This window comes from Streptomyces sp. NPDC017225 (assembly GCF_044331465.1).
Lineage (GTDB): Bacteria > Actinomycetota > Actinomycetes > Streptomycetales > Streptomycetaceae > Streptomyces.
In genome coordinates, this window is the sequence record NZ_JBIRNE010000002.1 from 207,217 (window position 1) to 223,433 (window position 16,217).

Sequence of the window (16,217 nt, forward strand, 5' to 3'; positions counted from 1 at the left end):
TGCCCGTGGCAGATTCGCCAGGGGCAGAGCGTTCGCCCGGGAAAATCCCGTGCGACCGATGAGTTCCGTCGCTCGCGCCGGTCGACAGTGGTGACCGTGTTCCACACCGGGAGGTACTCATGAGCAGCGACGGATTCACCACGTGTCTGTGGTTCGACGGCCGGGCGGAGGAGGCCGCGCACTTCTACGTCTCCCTCTTCGCGAACTCCGGCATCGGCCCCGTCACCCGCTACCCCGAGGGAGCGCACCAGCCCGCCGGCACCGTGCTCACCGTCGACTTCACGGCCAACGGCCAGAAGTTCGTCGCCCTCAACGGCGGCCCGGAGTTCAGGTTCAACGAGGCGATCTCCTTCCAGATCACCTGTGAGAACCAGGAGGAGGTCGACCACTACTGGACCAGGCTCACCGAGGGCGGCGGCGAGGAAGGCCCCTGCGGCTGGCTCAAGGACAGGTTCGGAGTGTCGTGGCAGGTCGTCCCGGGCCGGCTCGAGGAGATGTTCCGCGACCCGGATCCCGCGAAGGTGGCGCGCGCCAATCAGGCCATGATGGCGATGCACAAGCTCGACATCGCCGCGCTGGAGAAGGCGTACGCCGGGGAGTGACCCGCAAGCCCGCACGCCCGTCGGCGCGCGGGTCGCGGAGGGGCTACTTCGCGTCCCCGGACGCCGCGGCGACCGCGGCGCGGGTCCGCCGGGCGGGCGGTGAGATCCTGATGGAGCCGATGCGGGCCGGCGACTTCGGCACCATGTGCCTGGCCCGGGACCCGGGCGGCGTCGTCTTCGGGATCCGGCAGGGCGATGCCCACGAGGGGTTCGAGGCGGTGGCCGAGCCCGGCGCGTACCGCTGGGCCGAGGTCTTCGCCCGTGAGCCCGGGAAGTCGGACGCCTTCTTCCCCGCGGTCTTCCCCCGCACGGCGAAGCGGATGGAGGACGACGGGGTGGACTTCCGCCTCCTCGGCCCGGGCGACAGCACCGTCCTCGGCCGCGTGGCCATGACGGACGACTCCCCGCCCGAGGTGCCGCCCCACATCAACGTCTGCTTCACCGTCGCGGACTGCGACGACGCCGTGGCCCGCGCCACCGGGCTCGGCGGCGTACTGCGGTCCGGGCCGACGGACAGCCCCTCCGGCCGGTTCGCGACACTGAGCGACCCGCAGGGCGCGAACTTCTCGGTGATCGACCTCGCGACGACCCGGAGGGACATGCCGAAGGTCACGGACGTCTCCTGATCCCCGTCCGGGCACCCCGCCCGGCCATGGCATGATCGAGCGCATGCGTGAACGTGTTGTGGCCGCGTGCGACGGGGCTTCGAAGGGAAACCCGGGACCGGCCGGCTGGGCCTGGGTGGTCGCCGACGCCACGGAGAGTCCGGTCCGCTGGGAGGCGGGCCCGCTCGGCAGGGCCACCAACAACATCGCCGAACTCACGGCGCTGGAACGCCTGCTGGCGTCGACCGACCCCGGCGTACCGCTGGAGGTCCGGATGGACTCGCAGTACGCCATGAAGGCCGTCACCACCTGGCTGCCAGGCTGGAAGCGCAACGGCTGGAAGACGGCCGCCGGCAAGCCGGTCGCCAACCAGGAGCTGGTCGTACGGATCGACGAGCTGCTCGACGGCCGCTCGGTCGAGTTCCGCTACGTGCCCGCCCACCAGGTCGACGGCGACCGGCTCAACGACTTCGCCGACCGCGCCGCCAGCCAGGCCGCCGTCGTCCAGGAGCCCGCGGGCAGCGGCCTCGGCTCTCCGGAGCCGCCGCCGTCGCCGGACGTCCCGGCGGCCCGCAAGGCACCGCGCCGGGGACCGGGCGCGGCCCGCAAGAGCGGTGGTTCGTCGGCACGCACCATCAAGGCGAAGTTCCCGGGACGCTGCCTGTGCGGCCGCTCGTACGCGGCGGGGGAGCCCATCGCCAAGAACGACCAGGGCTGGGGCCACCCGGAGTGCCGCACGGTGGCGGCCGGGTAACCCGCGCCGCCCCCCGGCCGCGTGGCACGAGCCCGCGCCCCCTCACTTGTTACTGTGCGTTCGCGAAAGACCGCGATGACCGTAATGAGTGCATACCAGGGGTGTGTATGAAGGTCGCTTGTGTCGGCGGCGGGCCCGCCGGACTGTATCTGTCGATCCTGCTCAAGCTGCGGGACCCCTCCCACGACGTCACCGTCCACGAACGCGACCCGGAGGGCTCCACCTACGGCTGGGGCGTCACCTACTGGCGCGGACTGCTCGACCGGCTGCGGGAACACGACCCCGAGTCCGCGCGCGCCGTCGAGGAGAACTCGGTGCGCTGGCGGGACGGAGTCGCCCACGTGGGAGACCGGTCCACCCGGCACCACGGCGACGAGGGCTTCGGCATCGGCCGCCACCGGCTCCTGGAGATCCTCGCCGCCCGCGCCCGCTCCCTCGGCGTGCGCCTGGAGTTCGAGTGCGAGATCACGGGCGACGCCCCGCCCGCCGCCGACCTCGTCGTGGCGGCCGACGGGGCCGGCAGCGCCCTGCGCACCCGCCACGCCGGTCACTTCGGGACCGACATCCGCACCGGGCGCGACCACTACGTCTGGCTCGGCACCACCAAGGTCTTCGACGCCTTCACCTTCGCCTTCGTACAGACCCGACACGGCTGGATCTGGGCGTACGGCTACGGCTACGGCCCCGAGGGCAGCACCTGCGTCGTCGAGTGCGCGCCCGAGACCTGGACCGGCCTGGGCCTGGACCGGGCCGACGAGGCCGAGGGGCTGATCCTGCTGGAGAAGCTCTTCGCCGACGTCCTGGACGGCCACCCGCTCACCGGCCGGTCCGCGCCCGGCGCCCGTGCCCCCTGGCAGACCTTCCGCACCCTCACCAACCGCACCTGGTCCCGGGACAACCTCGTCCTGCTCGGCGACGCCGCCCACACCACGCACTACTCCATCGGCGCCGGCACCACCCTCGCGCTGGAGGACGCCATGGCACTGTCCGCGGCCCTGCGCGACCGGTCGGCCCTCCCGGACGCCCTCGCCCACTACGAACGCGAACGCAGGGCGGCCCTGCTGCCGGTGCAGAGCGCGGCCCGCCACAGCGCGCGGTGGTACGAGGACCTGCCCCGCTACATCCACCTGCCCCCGGAGCGGATGTTCGCCCTGCTCGGCCAGCGCCACTCGCCCCTGCTGCCGTACGTCCCGCCCCGTCTCTACTACCGGCTCGACCGGGCGGCCGGGCAGCTGGAGGCGCTGCGCCGGCTCAAGCGCTGGCTGGGACCGAGGGTGGCGCGGACGGTGCAGGCACGGAACCTGGCCGCCCGGGAGCGGGGCGACGGCACGGCACCGGACGGCGCCGGCACCGAGCGGTCCCGGCGCGGTGCGGTGCGGGATCACTCCGGATGACACACTGGCGGCATGGACGAGCGCACATTCGACAGGTCGGATCAGCACGCATCGGTGGTCGGCCTCGGCACCTGGCAACTGGGCGCCGACTGGGGAGACGTGGACGACAAGGAAGCCCTCGCGGTGCTGGAGGCGGCGGCCGAGTCGGGGGTGACCTTCTTCGACACGGCGGACGTCTACGGCGACGGACGCAGCGAGGAGACCATCGCCACCTTCCTGCGCGGCAGGCCCGACCTGCACGTGCTGGTGGCCACCAAGATGGGCCGCCGGGTCGAGCAGATCCCGCAGAACTACGTTCTCGACAACTTCCGGGAGTGGAACGACCGCTCCCGCCGCAACCTCGGCGTCGACGTCGTCGACCTGGTCCAGCTGCACTGCCCGCCGACCTCCGTCTACTCCGCCGACGAGGTGTTCGACGCCCTGGACACCCTGGTCGCGGAGGAGCGCGTGGCCGCGTACGGCGTCAGCGTGGAGACCTGTGAGGAGGCCCTGGCCGCGATCGCCCGGCCGAACGTGGCCAGCGTCCAGATCATCCTCAACCCGTTCCGGACGAAGCCCCTGCGCGAGGTCCTCCCGGCTGCCCGGGAGGCGGGCGTCGGCATCATCGCCCGGGTGCCGCTGGCCTCCGGCCTGCTGTCCGGCAAGTACACCCGGGACACGGTCTTCGCCGCGAACGACCACCGGAACTTCAACCGGCACGGCGAGGCGTTCGACCAGGGCGAGACCTTCTCGGGCGTCGACTTCGCCACGGGCGTGGAAGCCGCCGCCGAGTTCGCCGCGCTCGCCCCCGAGGGATACACCCCGGCCCAGCTGGCGCTGCGCTGGATCATCCAGCAGCCCGGCGTGACCACCGTGATCCCCGGCGCCCGTTCGCCCGAGCAGGCCCGCGCCAACACGGACGCCGCCCGGCTGCCGGAGCTGTCCGAGGACACGCTCGCGGCGATCCGCGACCTCTACGACCGCCGTGTCAAGGACCAGGTCGAGGGCCGCTGGTAGCCGGTACCCCGTAGCCGGTACCCCTCGGCCTCACGGCACCAGGAGCAGTTGCCGTTCCCGCTCCTGGTCGCCGGAGGCCGCTCCTTCGTCTCGCGTGCTGAAGGCGTGGGACAACGTCTCGCTCGCCGCATCGACGGCCTGCGGCGTGCCCTGGACGGTGACCGTCACCGGCGCGGACAGCGGGGCACCCGCCTCACGCGGTGCCGAGGACGCCTCCGGGGTCGCCGGGGAGTCGAAGGTCGCGGTGCGCACCGTCGCCTGCTCGTCGGCCGGGAGGCCGTCGGGTGCGCCGAAGACGCCCTCCAGTGCGCGGACGATCGCCCGCGCGTCGTCGATGCCGCCACCGCTGAGCGTCACGGTGAGCTGAGTGTCGGACATCCTTCGCCTTCCTCCTGGGCCTGCGTCGGTCCCGGCCCGTGTAACCGCCCCCCGATCACTCAAACCGTCAGCCCCCGCGGCGGCACGGCGCCTGAGCGCGGGGAAGGCGGGAAGAGAGAAGAGAACGCAGACCGCGGCAACCGGGAGGAACAGTGACGGACTCGGACACGGCGGACGGCAACGGCTCGGTCCGGCGCAGGGGCCGCAACGAGAGCGAGGAGGAGCGGGCGGACCGGATGTGGACGGAGCTGATCCAGGAGGTCCGCGTCGCGCAGATGGGTGTGCAGATCCTCTTCGCCTTCCTGCTGACCGTGGTGTTCACCCCGAAGTACGACGCTCTCTCGGACACGGACCAGTCGATCTACCTCGTGACGGTCGTCCTCGGCGCCGTGACGACCGGGGCGCTGATCGGGCCGGTGTCCCTGCACCGCATCGTCTCCGGGAGGCGCGTGAAGCCGCAGGCGGTGCGGTGGGCCTCCCGGCTGACCCTGCTCGGCCTGGTGCTGCTGCTCGCCACGATGGCGGCCTCACTGCTGCTGATCCTCCGCGTGGCGACGGACGACGGCTTCGTGCCCTACCTCGTCGCCGGCGTGGTGCTCTGGTACCTGCTGTGCTGGTTCGGGATCCCGCTGTGGACCCGGCACCGCTACACGTCCCCCGAGGCCGGTCGCGCGAAGGTCAGCCCTCGGCCATGAGTTCCGCGAGGAAGTCGTCGACGCGCACCTGCTCCTTCCCCGGCCGGACCACGGCGTGGGTTTCGCGCAGGAAGGCCTCCACGGCCGCCGCCCACAAGAACACCACGGCGTGGTGGCGGTCCCCTTCGGGCCGTGCGTCGCCCAGCAGCTCGACGCGCAGCTCGTCCCACGGGCCCCGCGACTCGGGACGCAGCCGGACGTCGCCCACGCCGACCGGGCGGGTGAGGCCGGCGCCCACCATCTCCCGGTCCAGCGTCCAGCGGGCGAGCACGCGGCCGTCATGGCTGAACACCATGGTGAGCGCGAACGGGTCGGCGGCGTCGTAGCCGAGGTGGGCGAGCACCGGGAAACGGTCGGCGTCGCCCGCCTGGAGCTGTACCACCAGGGTCTTGTGCACGACGGTGTTCACGACAGGGCCTCCAGGGGGACGGACGTAGAGCCCTCTAGTACCCCGCCCGTCCGCAAGATGCTCACGCAGACGGGTGATTCGTCCGTGCCCGGGTTTCGGCCCGGGGTTCAGGAACCGCCCAGCGCCTCGCGCAGCGCGGGCAGCAGGATCTTCTCCGACCAGTCCAGGAAGGCCGGTTGCGTCTCGCCGCCGATCTGCACCAGGGCGACCTCGGTGAACCCGGCCTCCGCGTAAGGGCGCACGGCCTCCACGAAGGCGTCCGGGTCGTCGCCGCAGGGAATCGACTCGGCGACGTCGTCGGGGGTCACGAACTGGGTGGCCGCGTCGAAGGAGTCCGGGTGCGGCAGTTCGGAGTTGACCTTCCAGCCGCTGCCGAACCAGCGGAACTGGTCGTGGGCGCGCTTGACCGCCGCGTTCCGGTCGGGGTCGTAGGAGACCGGGAGCTGCCCGACGCGCGGCTTGCCCTCGCCGCCGTGCCGGTCGAAGGCCTCGAGCAGCCGCGGCTTGGGCTCGGTGGCGATCACCAGGTCGGCGTGCTCGCCCGCGAGTGCGCAGGAACGCTCCCCGGAGACGGCGATCCCGATGGGCGGCGCGCTGCCCGGCAGGTCCCACAGCCGGGCCGACTCCACGTCGAAGTGGGTGCCGCGATGGTTCACGTGGCCGCCCTCGAACAGTGCCCGGATGATCTCCACGGCCTCCTGGAGCATCTCGTGCCGCACGTCCACGCTGGGCCAGCCGCCGCCCACCACGTGCTCGTTGAGGTTCTCGCCCGAGCCGAGCCCCAGCCGGAACCGGCCCTCGGACAGCAACTGCAGTGTCGCCGCCTTCTGCGCCACCACCGCCGGGTGGTAGCGGAACGTCGGACACGTCACGTACGTCATCAGCGGGATGCGGGAGGTCGCCTGCGCGGCGGCGCCCAGCACGCTCCACGCGTACGGGGAGTGGCCCTGCGAGCGCAGCCACGGGAAGTAGTGGTCCGAGGTCACCGAGAAGTCGAACCCCACCTCCTCGGCCCGCACCAGATGGCCGACGAGATCGCGGGGGCCGGCCTGCTCGGTCATCATCGTGTATCCGATTTGCACCATAACGGACGAGTCCCCGTCCGGGCGGACGGAAAACGGAGGAAAAACAGCGGGCGGTGCCGTCACCGGCACCCCGAGACCTTCGGCCCGGAATCCCGCCGCCGCCCGCGTGGAACCGAAGGCGGGCGCTGACCTGCTGGTGACCCGCGGTGCACAGGGATCGCGGGCCGGAAAGCGGCGTCAGCGCAGTCCGAATCGGTCCGCCCAGGCCGTCATGTCCGCGGTCGTGGCGTTGCCTCCGCACACCACCAGCCCGATCCGGGCACCGTCACCCACCCGCCGCACCACGCGCCGGGCCGCGGGCAGCAGACAGCCGGCGGCCGGCTCGGTCCACACCTTGCCGTGCTCGGCGAGAGCCAGTGAACCCTCGACGGCCTCCCGGTCCGGCACCACGAGCACCTCGCCCACCAGCTCCGCCACATGGTCGTACGTCAGCTGCGAGACGGACGGGGCGCTGAGCGTGGTGACGACCGAGGACAGGGGCACGGTCAGTGGTCCGCCCGCCGTCAGCGCCCGCGACATCGCCTCGGCACCCTCGGTCTCCACGCCCCAGATCCGCACGTCCGGCCGCAGGTCCCGCAGCGCCGCCGCCACCCCGGCGATCAGCCCGCCGCCCCCGACGCTCACGACCACGTCGGTGAGCTCCCCGGCGTCCTCGGCGAACTCCAGGCCGACGGTGCCCTGCCCCGCGACCACCACGGGGTCGTCGAAGGGATGGACGAGAGTCAGCCCCTCCTCCCGCAGCCGGGCCACCAGCGCGAAGGCGCTGTCCATGCCGTCGGTGAGCCGCACCAGCGCGCCCGCCTCCTGCGCGGTCTCCACGGAGCGGGCGGGTGCCGTACGCGGCATGACCACCGTGGCCTTCACGTCGAGGGCGGCGGCCATGACGGCCACGGCGATGCCGTGGTTGCCGCCGCTGACCGCGACGACACCGGCGGCCCGCTCGGCCCCGGTCAGCGACAGCAGCTTCGCCGTCGCGCCACGCGCCTTGAAGGAGCCGGTGCGCTGGAGCAGCTCCAGCTTCGCGGTGACCGGGACCCTGAGCAGCGCGGACAGCCCGGGGCTGGGCACGGTGGGGGTGCGTACGACATGTCCGGCGATCCGCTCGGCCGCGGCTTCGATCTCCGTGATCCCGATCAAGGCAGTCATCCTTCCGGCGCGGGCGGTGATCCACGCCGCTTCGCACCCTTTCGCGCGCCGCGCCCGAGGTCAACACGGTTCCGGAAGGCGATATGCGTCCGCGTACCGGGCCCGCGCCTCAGTGCTGCTGCGCCTTCTGCGGCGTCACCTCACTCGGCCGTACGACGACATGGCCCTGCCCCTGGAGCAGCAGCTGCACGGCCTCCCCCGAACCGCCGCGCAGCATCGAGCCGATGGACTGTGAACGGTGCAGGGACGTCGACAGCCCCGCCGACCAGCCGACGATCGCGTCGGTGTCGACGTACACCGGGTACTGGGGCGAGACCGGGATGACCAGCGGGCTGCCCTCGCAGACCAGCCCCAGCCTGCCATGGCCGGTGAAGACGCTGTTGAACAGCCCGCCGCCGGTGATGCCCGCGCCCTTCACGGTGGCGATGCGGTACGACAACGAGGAGTCGAAGCACAGGACGTTGCGGCCGTTGACCGTGAACTCGTCGCCGGGCTCCACCTCCACGACGAAGCAGTTCTGCGCCTCGTGGGCGAACCAGGCCTCGCCCTGCCCGCGCACGGCCATCAGGGGCAGGCCCTCCCCGGTGACCGCGCGTTTGAGCATGCCGCCCACGCCCTGGCCCTTGCGTTCGAACTGGAGGTTGCCGCGATAGGCGACCATCGCGCCCTGCCGGGCGAGCATGTCGCCGTTCACCGTGTAACGGATGCACTTGGAGTTCTCGACGGTCATGCCCGACGCCGTGGCGGGCTGCACCATGTGCTCGCTGGAAAACAGGTCACCCTTCATAGAGGCATCCTCGCCCGGAGCCTCTGGTTCCGCCAAGATCGCGTGCCGTTCGACGTGTTCAGCCGCCGAAGACCTGGGTCCAGTACGTTCCCGACCGGCCGCCGCCGGCGAGGCCGATCCCGATGTGGGTGAAGTCCGCCTTGAGGATGTTGGCGCGGTGCCCCGGGCTGTTCATCCAGCCCTCCACCACGTCGGCGGGGGAACGCTGGCCGCAGGCTATGTTCTCCCCGACGGTGCGCCGAGTGGCACCCGCGGCGGCGGCCCGGTCCCATGGCTTGCCGCCGTCGGGGTCGGTGTGGGAGTAGAAGTCGCGGGCCACCATGTCCGCGCTGTGCGCCTGCGCGGCCCGGGTCAGCCGGGCGTCGACGGCCAGCGCGGGCAGACCGGCCCCGGCCCGCTCCCGGTTGGTGAGGTCCACGACCTCGGCCGTCGTGCGGGCCAGGCCGTCCGCGGTGAGCGGCACGGCCCACACCACGGTCCAGTACGTGTCGCCCGAGGGCCCGCCGGTGACGGACGCCCACCCGGCGTGCGTGAAGGCCGCCTCGTGCAGTGTGCGCCGGGTCCGCTCGGTGTGCAGGCAGTACGCGACGAACTCGGCGGGCGTGCGCGGGCCGGCGACCAGGTGCTCGCCGACGGTGAGATAGGTGTACCCGGCCAGGACGACGCGCTGGTGGACGGAGACACCGTCCCGGGTCTCGACGCTCAGTGTGCCCGCGGCGGCCATGGCGGCGGCGTGGGCACGGGCCGCCGAGACCAGGCGCGCGTCGGTGCTGACGGCAGGGGACCCGGCGGCGGTCCGGGCGGAGTTGACCAGGCCGAGGAAGCCGTCGGGGTCGGCGGGGGACGCGGCCGGTGTCCGGGTGTCGGGCGAAGAGGCAGCGGGCGGGGGCGCGTCGTCGACGACGTCCACCCCGAAGTCGCGGGCGAGACCGGCGAGTCCGTCGGCGTACCCCTGTCCCAGAGCACGCAACCTCCATGCCTCGCCGCGTCGGTAGAACTCCGCGAGCAGCAGTACGGTCTCCTGCCCGGGGCGCGAGGGGGTGAACCGGGTCAGCGCGTGCCCGCGCGCGTCGGTGACACGCAGGGTGGGGGAGGGGAGTGCGCTCAGGGCGGCCCCGGGGTCCGAGGGGCTGACCGCCACCGTCACCCGGGTGGCACCGGGGCGCAGTCGCGCGGGATCGACCATGAGGGTGTCGCCCCGCAACCGGACGCCAGGTGCCTCCGGCTGGTTGTAGAAGACGAAGTCGCCGTCGCCGGCCACCTTGCCACCGTCATCGGTGATGAGCGCCGTCATGTCGAGGCCACCGGGCACCCGCACGCTCACGGGGCCGTCGGGCAGGGGGACGTTGCCGCCGGGGACCAACTCGCTCATCGTGCCGCCCTGTGTCCTCGCTCCATGTGTCGGCCGGGGTGCGTTTCGGTCGGAGTGCCGGTGCTGGTGCTGGTATCGGGTCAACGTCCACCGGCCGACGGGGGCTCCCGGCGCACGCCGGCGCCCGGGGCTCAGCCCGAGGCCGTTCGCTCCGGAGTGATCAGGCCCTGCCGGTAGGCGACAGCCACCGCCTCCGTGCGGCTGGCCGCCCGCAGCTTGGCGAGGATGTTGGAGACGTGGACGCTCGCCGTCTTGGCGCTGATGAACAGCTCCTCACCGATCCGGCGATTGCTGCGGCCGAGGGCGAGGAGCCGCAGTACGTCCTGTTCGCGGGCGGTGAGCGTCGCCGCACGGCCGCCGGTGGGCGCCGCGTCCGTCAGCCGGCCGCGGCGGACCAGGTCGTTCAGCCGCTCACGCAGCAGCGTCGCGCCGAGCCGGTCGGCCTCCCCGCGTACGGTGTCCGCCTCGGCCGCCGCCTCCTCGCGGCGGTCGGCCGCCAGCAGGGCCTCCGCCAGCCGCAGCCTGCACCGCGCGCGTTCGTAGGCGTCGCCGTACGCGAACCCCGCCACCGCCTTCTCCCAGGACGCCGGGTCCGGACCGGACCCGGCGGTCCGTGCCAGCTCCGCCTCCGCGCGCGCCAGCCACGCCTGGCCCTCCGGGCCCTGCGGTGTGCCGTCCTGTCCTTGCCGGGCGGACGACCTGGCCTGCTCCACCAGGTCCGCCGCCGTCGCGGTCCAGCGACGGACCCCCGACTCGTCGCCCGCCCCGCGCGCCTCGACGACGCTGTCGGCGACCGCGGACAGCGCGAGGGCGATCAGCCTGACCGTCACGGCGGGCCGCGTGCCCGCGTCGTCGGTGAGCGCCTCGACGGTGGACCGCGTCCAGCGCACGGCGTCCTCCGCGTCGCCGCGCAGCGCGGCGGCGTCGGTCAGCACGACGCCCGCGACCATCGTGCCCATCCAGTCGAACGGCCCCTCCAGCATCGCGCGGGCGCGTTCCGCGGCCCCGGCGTCACCGCGCGCCAACGCCACGTACAGACCGGGCCCGATGGCGTGACCGCCCGCGGCGGGCAGCACCCCGGAGCTGTCCGCGGCCCCGCGCAGGCAGTCGTCCCAGTGGCCCAACGTGTACTGCACCAGCAGCCGCAGATAGCGCATCTCCCGCGGATACGGCGAGGACAGCAGCCCGGAGCGGCGGGCCCGGTCCAGTCCCTCCGCCGCCCAGGGCAGGCACTCCTCCAGGTCACCGGACTCGAAACAGCCGATGGCGAGATTGAACAGCGCGCGCATCTCCACCGGCGCGTTCCCCGCCCGCCGCGCCAGCTCCCGTGCCTCCAGCAGCCGCTCCCGGCCCTTCGGAGTGCTCCGGTTGCCGCCCTCGAGGCCGGCCAGGGAGATCAGGAGGTCGGCGCGGGCGTCGGTGACGCCCAGGTCCTCGGCGACGCGCAGGGCACGGCGGGCCACCCGCAGCGCTGTCTCGTTCTCCCCGACCTGGCGGGCCGCCGTCACATGGGTGGCCGCCGCCCACACCCACGTCGAGGACGGCGGCTCGGCGGGGATCAGGCCGAGCGCCTCGCTGCTGTGGGCGAACGCGGACGACAGGTTGTCGACGCTCAGCAGGTTCCCGGCGAGCGTGTAGCGGACGCGGGCGGCGAGCTCCAGGTCCGCGTCGTGGCCGAGGCCGGCCAGCGCGGACCGGGTGAGGGAGACCGCGCGGTGCAGCTCCCCGGCGTGCGCCGCGGCCGCGGAGGCCCGCAGCGTCAGCGTCACGGTGTCGGGGACCTCGGGCCGTGCGGCGGCGTCGACGGCCGGCCACAGGTCCAGGGCCGACTCGACGTGCCGCAGTTCCTCCGCGGGCGCGCCGACGCGCTGGGCGTGGTCGGCGGCCTCCAGGGAGGCGGCGAGCGCTTCGGGCAGGTCGTGACTCTCGCGGTAGTGGTGGGCGCGCTCGGCCGCGCTGTCGGACCGGCGGTCCCTGGCGGCGAGCAGCCGCGCGAACGCGCCGTGCAGCCGGGCCCGTTCGCCGGGAAGCAGGTCCGCGTAGACCGCCTCCCGCGCCAGGGCGTGCCGGAAGGAGTAGGTGTCCCCGTCGCCGGAGACGAGCAACTGCCGCTCCACGGCCTCGCGCAGCGCCGACTCCAGCTCCTCCTCGGGCAGCCCCACGGCGTCCCGCAGCAGATCGTGCCCCACGCGGCGCCCGGCGACCGCGGCGGTGCGCAGCACTTGCTGGGCGGTCTCGGAAAGCTGCTCGAACCGGATGAGCAGCACGTCGGCCAGGCCGCTGGGGACACCTCGGGCGGGTGTGTCCGTGGCCGCGACCAGTTCCTCGGCGTAGAAGGCGTTGCCCTCGGCGCGTTCGACGATCCGGTGCACGGTGGTGTCCGGCAGCGGCCGGTCCCGCAGGGAACGCACCAGCCGGGCCACGTCGGCGTCGGGCAGGGGCCGCAGCTCCAGCCGCTCCACGGTGGGCAGGCGCACCAGCTCGGCCAGCAGGGGCCGCAGCGGGTGACGGCGGTGCAGGTCGTCCGCCCGGTAGGAGGCGAACACCGCGAGCCGCCCGCCGGGAGCCCCGCCCGTGGGCCGTCGCGGGGCACCCCGGCTGAGCAGGAACCTCAGCAGGTCCCGGGAGGACTGGTCGGCCCAGTGCAGGTCCTCCAGGACCAGCAGCAGCGGTGCGACGTCCGTCAGCTCGGTCAGCAGCGCGGCCACGCCCTCGAACAGCCGCAGCCGCGAGCGGGTGCTGGGGTCCCCGTCGCCCCCGTCGCCGCCGCCGTCCGGACCACCGCCGAGCAGCCGGTCGGCCACCGGGTGTGCGGCCAGTACTTCGGCGAACCGTTCGTCGGCGGCCAGCACGCCGAGTATCTCGGTGAAGGGCAGGTACGGCAGGCCGACGTCGCCCAGGTCGACGCAGTGCCCGGTGAGCACGGTCGTCCCGGCCGCGGCGGCCCGCCCGGAGACCTCGCCGAGGGTCCGGGTCTTGCCGACCCCGGCGTCCCCCGCGATCAGTACCGCGCGGGCCTCTCCGGAACGGGCGCGTTCCAGCACGCCGGTGAGACGGGCGAGTTCGTCCTCGCGGCCGACGAGCGGGCTGGCGAATGAGGTCTGCGGCACCATGCCATCCTGGCACGCGGGTCCGACAGCCCCTATGCGCACGAGGGCGCCGCATGGAGCGGGCCCTGACGACCCGTCGGCCCGAGCCCGTCGGAGCAGGCCGGAGCGGGTGGACCGGACCGAGTCGCCGGGCCCGGCTCAGCCGGCCGCGGGACCGCCACGGACGCCCAGCACGCAGAACTCGTTGCCCTCGGGGTCGGCCAGTACCACCCACGGCTGTTCGCCCTGCCCGACGTCGACGCGGCGCGCGCCCAGCTCCAGCAGACGGACCACCTCGGCCTCCTGGTCGTCGGGCCGGAAGTCCAGGTGCAGCCGGTTCTTGCCGGCCTTGCCCTCCGGCACCGGGGCGAAGAGCAGCCCCGGCAGCCGGTCCCGGTCCGGACGGATCTCGTACTCCTCGGGGGCGTCGTTCACCACGACCCAGCCGAGCGCCTCGGCCCACCAGCGTCCGAGCGCCACGGGATCGGTCGCGTCGACGTTCAGCTGCTCCCACTGCAAAGTCATGGGCACAGGGTAGGGAAGACTGGACTTCATGGACGTGCCCGCGACACAGGGAGGGAACCGCATGACGCGCCCGATCACGGCAGGGGTCGACGGTTCGGAGGAGAGCCTGGCCGCACTGGCCTGGGCCGCGAGGGAGGCGGTCCGCCGGCAAGCGCCGCTGCACGTCGTGCACGCCTGGCGGTTCCAGCCGCAGGACGCGGCCGGCACGGGGGACCGGGACGTGCAGGATCGGTGGGTCCGGGACTCGGTCGCCGAGTCGGTGGGGACCGTCGCCGAGCGGTATCCGGACCTCACGGTGTCCACGGAGATCCGCGAGGGCGACGCCGTCGCCGCGCTGCTCGCCGCCGCGGGCGACGCCGGGACGCTGGTGCTCGGCTCGCGCGGCCACGGGGCGGTCGTCGGGTTCCTGCTCGGCTCGGTCGGCCAGCAGGTGATCGCCCAGGCGCCGCGACCCGTCGTCCTCGTACGGGCCGGGGAGGAGGCCGCGGCCGAGGCCGCCGGCCGCGAGGTCGTCGTGGGACAGCAGGGGGAGCCGGAGGACAGCGCCGACGTGATCGGGTTCGCCTTCGAGGCGGCCGCCGCGCGCGGTGCCACCGTGCGGGCCGTCCGGGCCTGGGCCCTGCCCACGGTGTTCACCTACACCCCGGGATCGATGCGGCTCGCCGACGAGGCAGGGGGCCTGGAGTCGTACGAGAGGAAGGCGCTCGGCGAGGCGCTCGGGCCGTGGCGCGAGCGCTTCCCCGACGTCCCGGTGATCGAGCACGTGGAGATGGGCAGCGCGGGGCAGGTGCTGCTGTCGGTGGCCGCGAACGCCCAGCTGATGGTGGTCGGCCGCCGGGCCCGTCGTACGGCGGTCGGCGCCCGGATCGGCTCGGTGGCGCACGGCGTGCTGCACCACGCGGACTGCCCGGTGGCGGTGGTCCCGCACCGGTGAGGCCACCACATGTGATGCCCCACATGTGGTGGCCCGCGCGCGTGGAGACCGCATACGTGAGGCCCGCACATGTGTAGGTCCCCACACGTGTAGGTCCGGGGGTGCGGGTCCGGGCAGGTGGAGGCCGCACATGTGGCGCCCGCTCGCGTCACGTCCGCAGGCGTCCCGACCCGGGCCGGTGGCTCAGTCCGCCGTGGGCTGCAGGGTCTCCCGGGCCCTGGGCAGGATGTTCGCGATGTAGTCCACCACGGCCGTGTCCAGACCGATGTCGTGCTGGGCCCGCTCGGACAGGTACCAGCGGTGCTCCAGCAGCTCGTGGTAGATCTCGGCCGGGTCCATCGCGCCGCGCAGCTCGACCGGTACGGCGCGCACGGTGGGCCGGAAGACCTCGCGCACCCAGCGGTGGGCCAGGACCTCCGGGCGGGCGCCGAGTGGGTCGCCCGGGGCGTAGTCGTCCTGGGTGGCCATCCAGCTCTCCAGGTCGTTCAGCAGCCGCCGGGCCTGGTTCTCCTCGGCGTCCAGGCCGGTCAGGCGCAGCAGCTGGCGCTGGTGGTGGCCGGCGTCGACGACCTTGGGCACGAAGGTGACCGTGTCGCCGTTGGAGGCGTGCTCGATCTGCATCTCGGCCACGTCGAAGCCGAGGTCGTTGAGCCGCCGGATCCGGCGCTCGATGTAGTGGTACTTGCCCGCCGGATAGACGGAGGTGCGGGTCAGCTCCTGCCACAGACTCCGGTAACGGGCGCAGATCTCGGTACCGAAGTCGATCGGGTCGACGGAGGGGTGCAGCGCCCCCGACGCCTCCAGGTCGAGCAGTTCGCCGCTGATGTTCACCCGGGCCAGGTCGAGGTCGTAGTCGCGCTGCCCGTCGCTCAGCCGCGGGTGCAGGTCGCCGGTCTCCGCGTCCACCAGGTACGCGGCGTAGGCGCCCGCGTCGCGCCGGAAGAGCGTGTTGGACAGTGAGCAGTCGCCCCACGCGAACCCGGCCAGGTGCAGCCGGACCAGCAGCACGGCCAGGGCGTCCATCAGGCGGTGCATGGTCGCCGGGCGCAGCGTCGTCTCGAACATCGACCGGTACGGCAGCGAGCCGCCGAGATGCCGGGTGACGAGCACCGGTTCCAGCGGCTCACCGGCGGTGCCGACGCGGCCGGTGACGACGGCGAGCGCGTCCACCGCGGGGATGGCGAGGCGGTCGAGGTCGCGCAGCAGCTGGTACTCCCGCAGCGCGGGCCGTTCGGCCAGTTCCTTGACGGCGATCACCTCGTCCCCGGCGCGGGCGTAGCGGACGACGTGGCGGGAGATGCCGCGCGGCAGCGGCACGAGGTACTCCTCGGGCCACTCCTCCAGCGGCGTCTGCCACGGCAGTTCGAGCAGGAGCGCGGGGTGCTCCGGATTGGTGGCACTGATCTGCAAGGCCATGCCCCCGACTTTAGAACGCCCGTTCCCGGG

Annotated in this window: 16 protein-coding genes; 7 read left to right on the top strand and 9 right to left on the bottom strand. The window is 73.4% G+C overall.

From position 1 onward, the window contains the following. Window positions 1-119 precede the first annotated feature (119 nt). From ACH4NX_RS04610 to ACH4NX_RS04630, 5 genes are all read left to right on the top strand, one after another. Entirely contained in the window at window positions 120-602 is a 483-nt protein-coding gene (locus tag ACH4NX_RS04610; RefSeq protein ID WP_351398848.1) for a VOC family protein, read from the top strand. Next, complete coding sequence (locus tag ACH4NX_RS04615; protein WP_351398846.1) at window positions 599-1,228, top strand: VOC family protein; 630 nt, start codon at window positions 599-601, stop codon at window positions 1,226-1,228. Before ACH4NX_RS04610 ends, ACH4NX_RS04615 begins: the two co-directional genes overlap by 4 nt. 31 nt (window positions 1,229-1,259) lie before the next feature. Next, window positions 1,260-1,961 (top strand): ribonuclease H, encoded by a 702-nt coding sequence (locus ACH4NX_RS04620; protein WP_351398963.1) that lies wholly within the window; start codon window positions 1,260-1,262, stop codon window positions 1,959-1,961. A gap of 107 nt (window positions 1,962-2,068) precedes the next feature. Then, on the top strand, window positions 2,069-3,355 hold the full coding sequence (locus ACH4NX_RS04625; RefSeq protein ID WP_351398845.1) for an FAD-dependent monooxygenase: 1,287 nt from the start codon (window positions 2,069-2,071) through the stop codon (window positions 3,353-3,355). 12 nt (window positions 3,356-3,367) lie between these two features. After that, window positions 3,368-4,351 carry an aldo/keto reductase gene (locus ACH4NX_RS04630; protein ID WP_351398842.1) on the top strand — a complete coding sequence of 328 codons (984 nt, stop codon included), beginning with the start codon at window positions 3,368-3,370 and terminating at the stop codon, window positions 4,349-4,351. Between the two features lie 30 nt (window positions 4,352-4,381). Here the strand turns inward: ACH4NX_RS04630 and ACH4NX_RS04635 are convergent, their stop codons facing one another. Next, window positions 4,382-4,729 (bottom strand): hypothetical protein, encoded by a 348-nt coding sequence (locus ACH4NX_RS04635; RefSeq protein WP_351398839.1) that lies wholly within the window; start codon window positions 4,727-4,729, stop codon window positions 4,382-4,384. A 152-nt stretch (window positions 4,730-4,881) separates the two neighbouring features. On the opposite strand from ACH4NX_RS04635, the gene ACH4NX_RS04640 reads away from it, so the two are divergent. Then, window positions 4,882-5,424 (top strand): DUF6328 family protein, encoded by a 543-nt coding sequence (locus ACH4NX_RS04640; protein WP_351398837.1) that lies wholly within the window; start codon window positions 4,882-4,884, stop codon window positions 5,422-5,424. Here ACH4NX_RS04640 and ACH4NX_RS04645 read toward each other — a convergent pair. The 7 genes from ACH4NX_RS04645 to ACH4NX_RS04675 all read right to left on the bottom strand — a co-directional run bounded on the left by ACH4NX_RS04645 (window position 5,408) and on the right by ACH4NX_RS04675 (window position 13,837). Further along, window positions 5,408-5,833: an SsgA family sporulation/cell division regulator gene (locus ACH4NX_RS04645; protein WP_398126981.1), complete on the bottom strand. Its 426-nt coding sequence runs from the start codon at window positions 5,831-5,833 to the stop codon at window positions 5,408-5,410. The two genes, ACH4NX_RS04640 and ACH4NX_RS04645, sit on opposite strands and share 17 nt — an antisense overlap. Before the next feature lie 107 nt (window positions 5,834-5,940). Then, window positions 5,941-6,918: an LLM class F420-dependent oxidoreductase gene (locus tag ACH4NX_RS04650; RefSeq protein WP_398126980.1), complete on the bottom strand. Its 978-nt coding sequence runs from the start codon at window positions 6,916-6,918 to the stop codon at window positions 5,941-5,943. A 177-nt stretch (window positions 6,919-7,095) separates the two neighbouring features. Continuing rightward, complete coding sequence (locus tag ACH4NX_RS04655; protein WP_398126979.1) at window positions 7,096-8,055, bottom strand: threonine/serine dehydratase; 960 nt, start codon at window positions 8,053-8,055, stop codon at window positions 7,096-7,098. Between the two features lie 118 nt (window positions 8,056-8,173). Next, window positions 8,174-8,851: an AIM24 family protein gene (locus ACH4NX_RS04660; RefSeq protein ID WP_351398829.1), complete on the bottom strand. Its 678-nt coding sequence runs from the start codon at window positions 8,849-8,851 to the stop codon at window positions 8,174-8,176. Between the two features lie 58 nt (window positions 8,852-8,909). Continuing rightward, window positions 8,910-10,223, bottom strand: a complete 1,314-nt coding sequence (locus ACH4NX_RS04665) for a CAP domain-containing protein (RefSeq protein WP_398126978.1) — start codon at window positions 10,221-10,223, stop codon at window positions 8,910-8,912. A gap of 131 nt (window positions 10,224-10,354) precedes the next feature. After that, window positions 10,355-13,336 (bottom strand): AAA family ATPase, encoded by a 2,982-nt coding sequence (locus ACH4NX_RS04670; RefSeq protein ID WP_398126977.1) that lies wholly within the window; start codon window positions 13,334-13,336, stop codon window positions 10,355-10,357. Window positions 13,337-13,471: 135 nt separating this feature from the next. Further along, window positions 13,472-13,837 carry a VOC family protein gene (locus ACH4NX_RS04675; RefSeq protein ID WP_398126976.1) on the bottom strand — a complete coding sequence of 122 codons (366 nt, stop codon included), beginning with the start codon at window positions 13,835-13,837 and terminating at the stop codon, window positions 13,472-13,474. Window positions 13,838-13,898: 61 nt separating this feature from the next. Here ACH4NX_RS04675 and ACH4NX_RS04680 point away from each other — a divergent pair, with 61 nt between their 5' ends. After that, window positions 13,899-14,771 carry a universal stress protein gene (locus ACH4NX_RS04680; RefSeq protein ID WP_351398820.1) on the top strand — a complete coding sequence of 291 codons (873 nt, stop codon included), beginning with the start codon at window positions 13,899-13,901 and terminating at the stop codon, window positions 14,769-14,771. 183 nt (window positions 14,772-14,954) lie between these two features. Here ACH4NX_RS04680 and ACH4NX_RS04685 read toward each other — a convergent pair whose 3' ends face one another. Then, window positions 14,955-16,187 (bottom strand): DUF4032 domain-containing protein, encoded by a 1,233-nt coding sequence (locus tag ACH4NX_RS04685; RefSeq protein ID WP_351398817.1) that lies wholly within the window; start codon window positions 16,185-16,187, stop codon window positions 14,955-14,957. Window positions 16,188-16,217 lie beyond the last annotated feature (30 nt).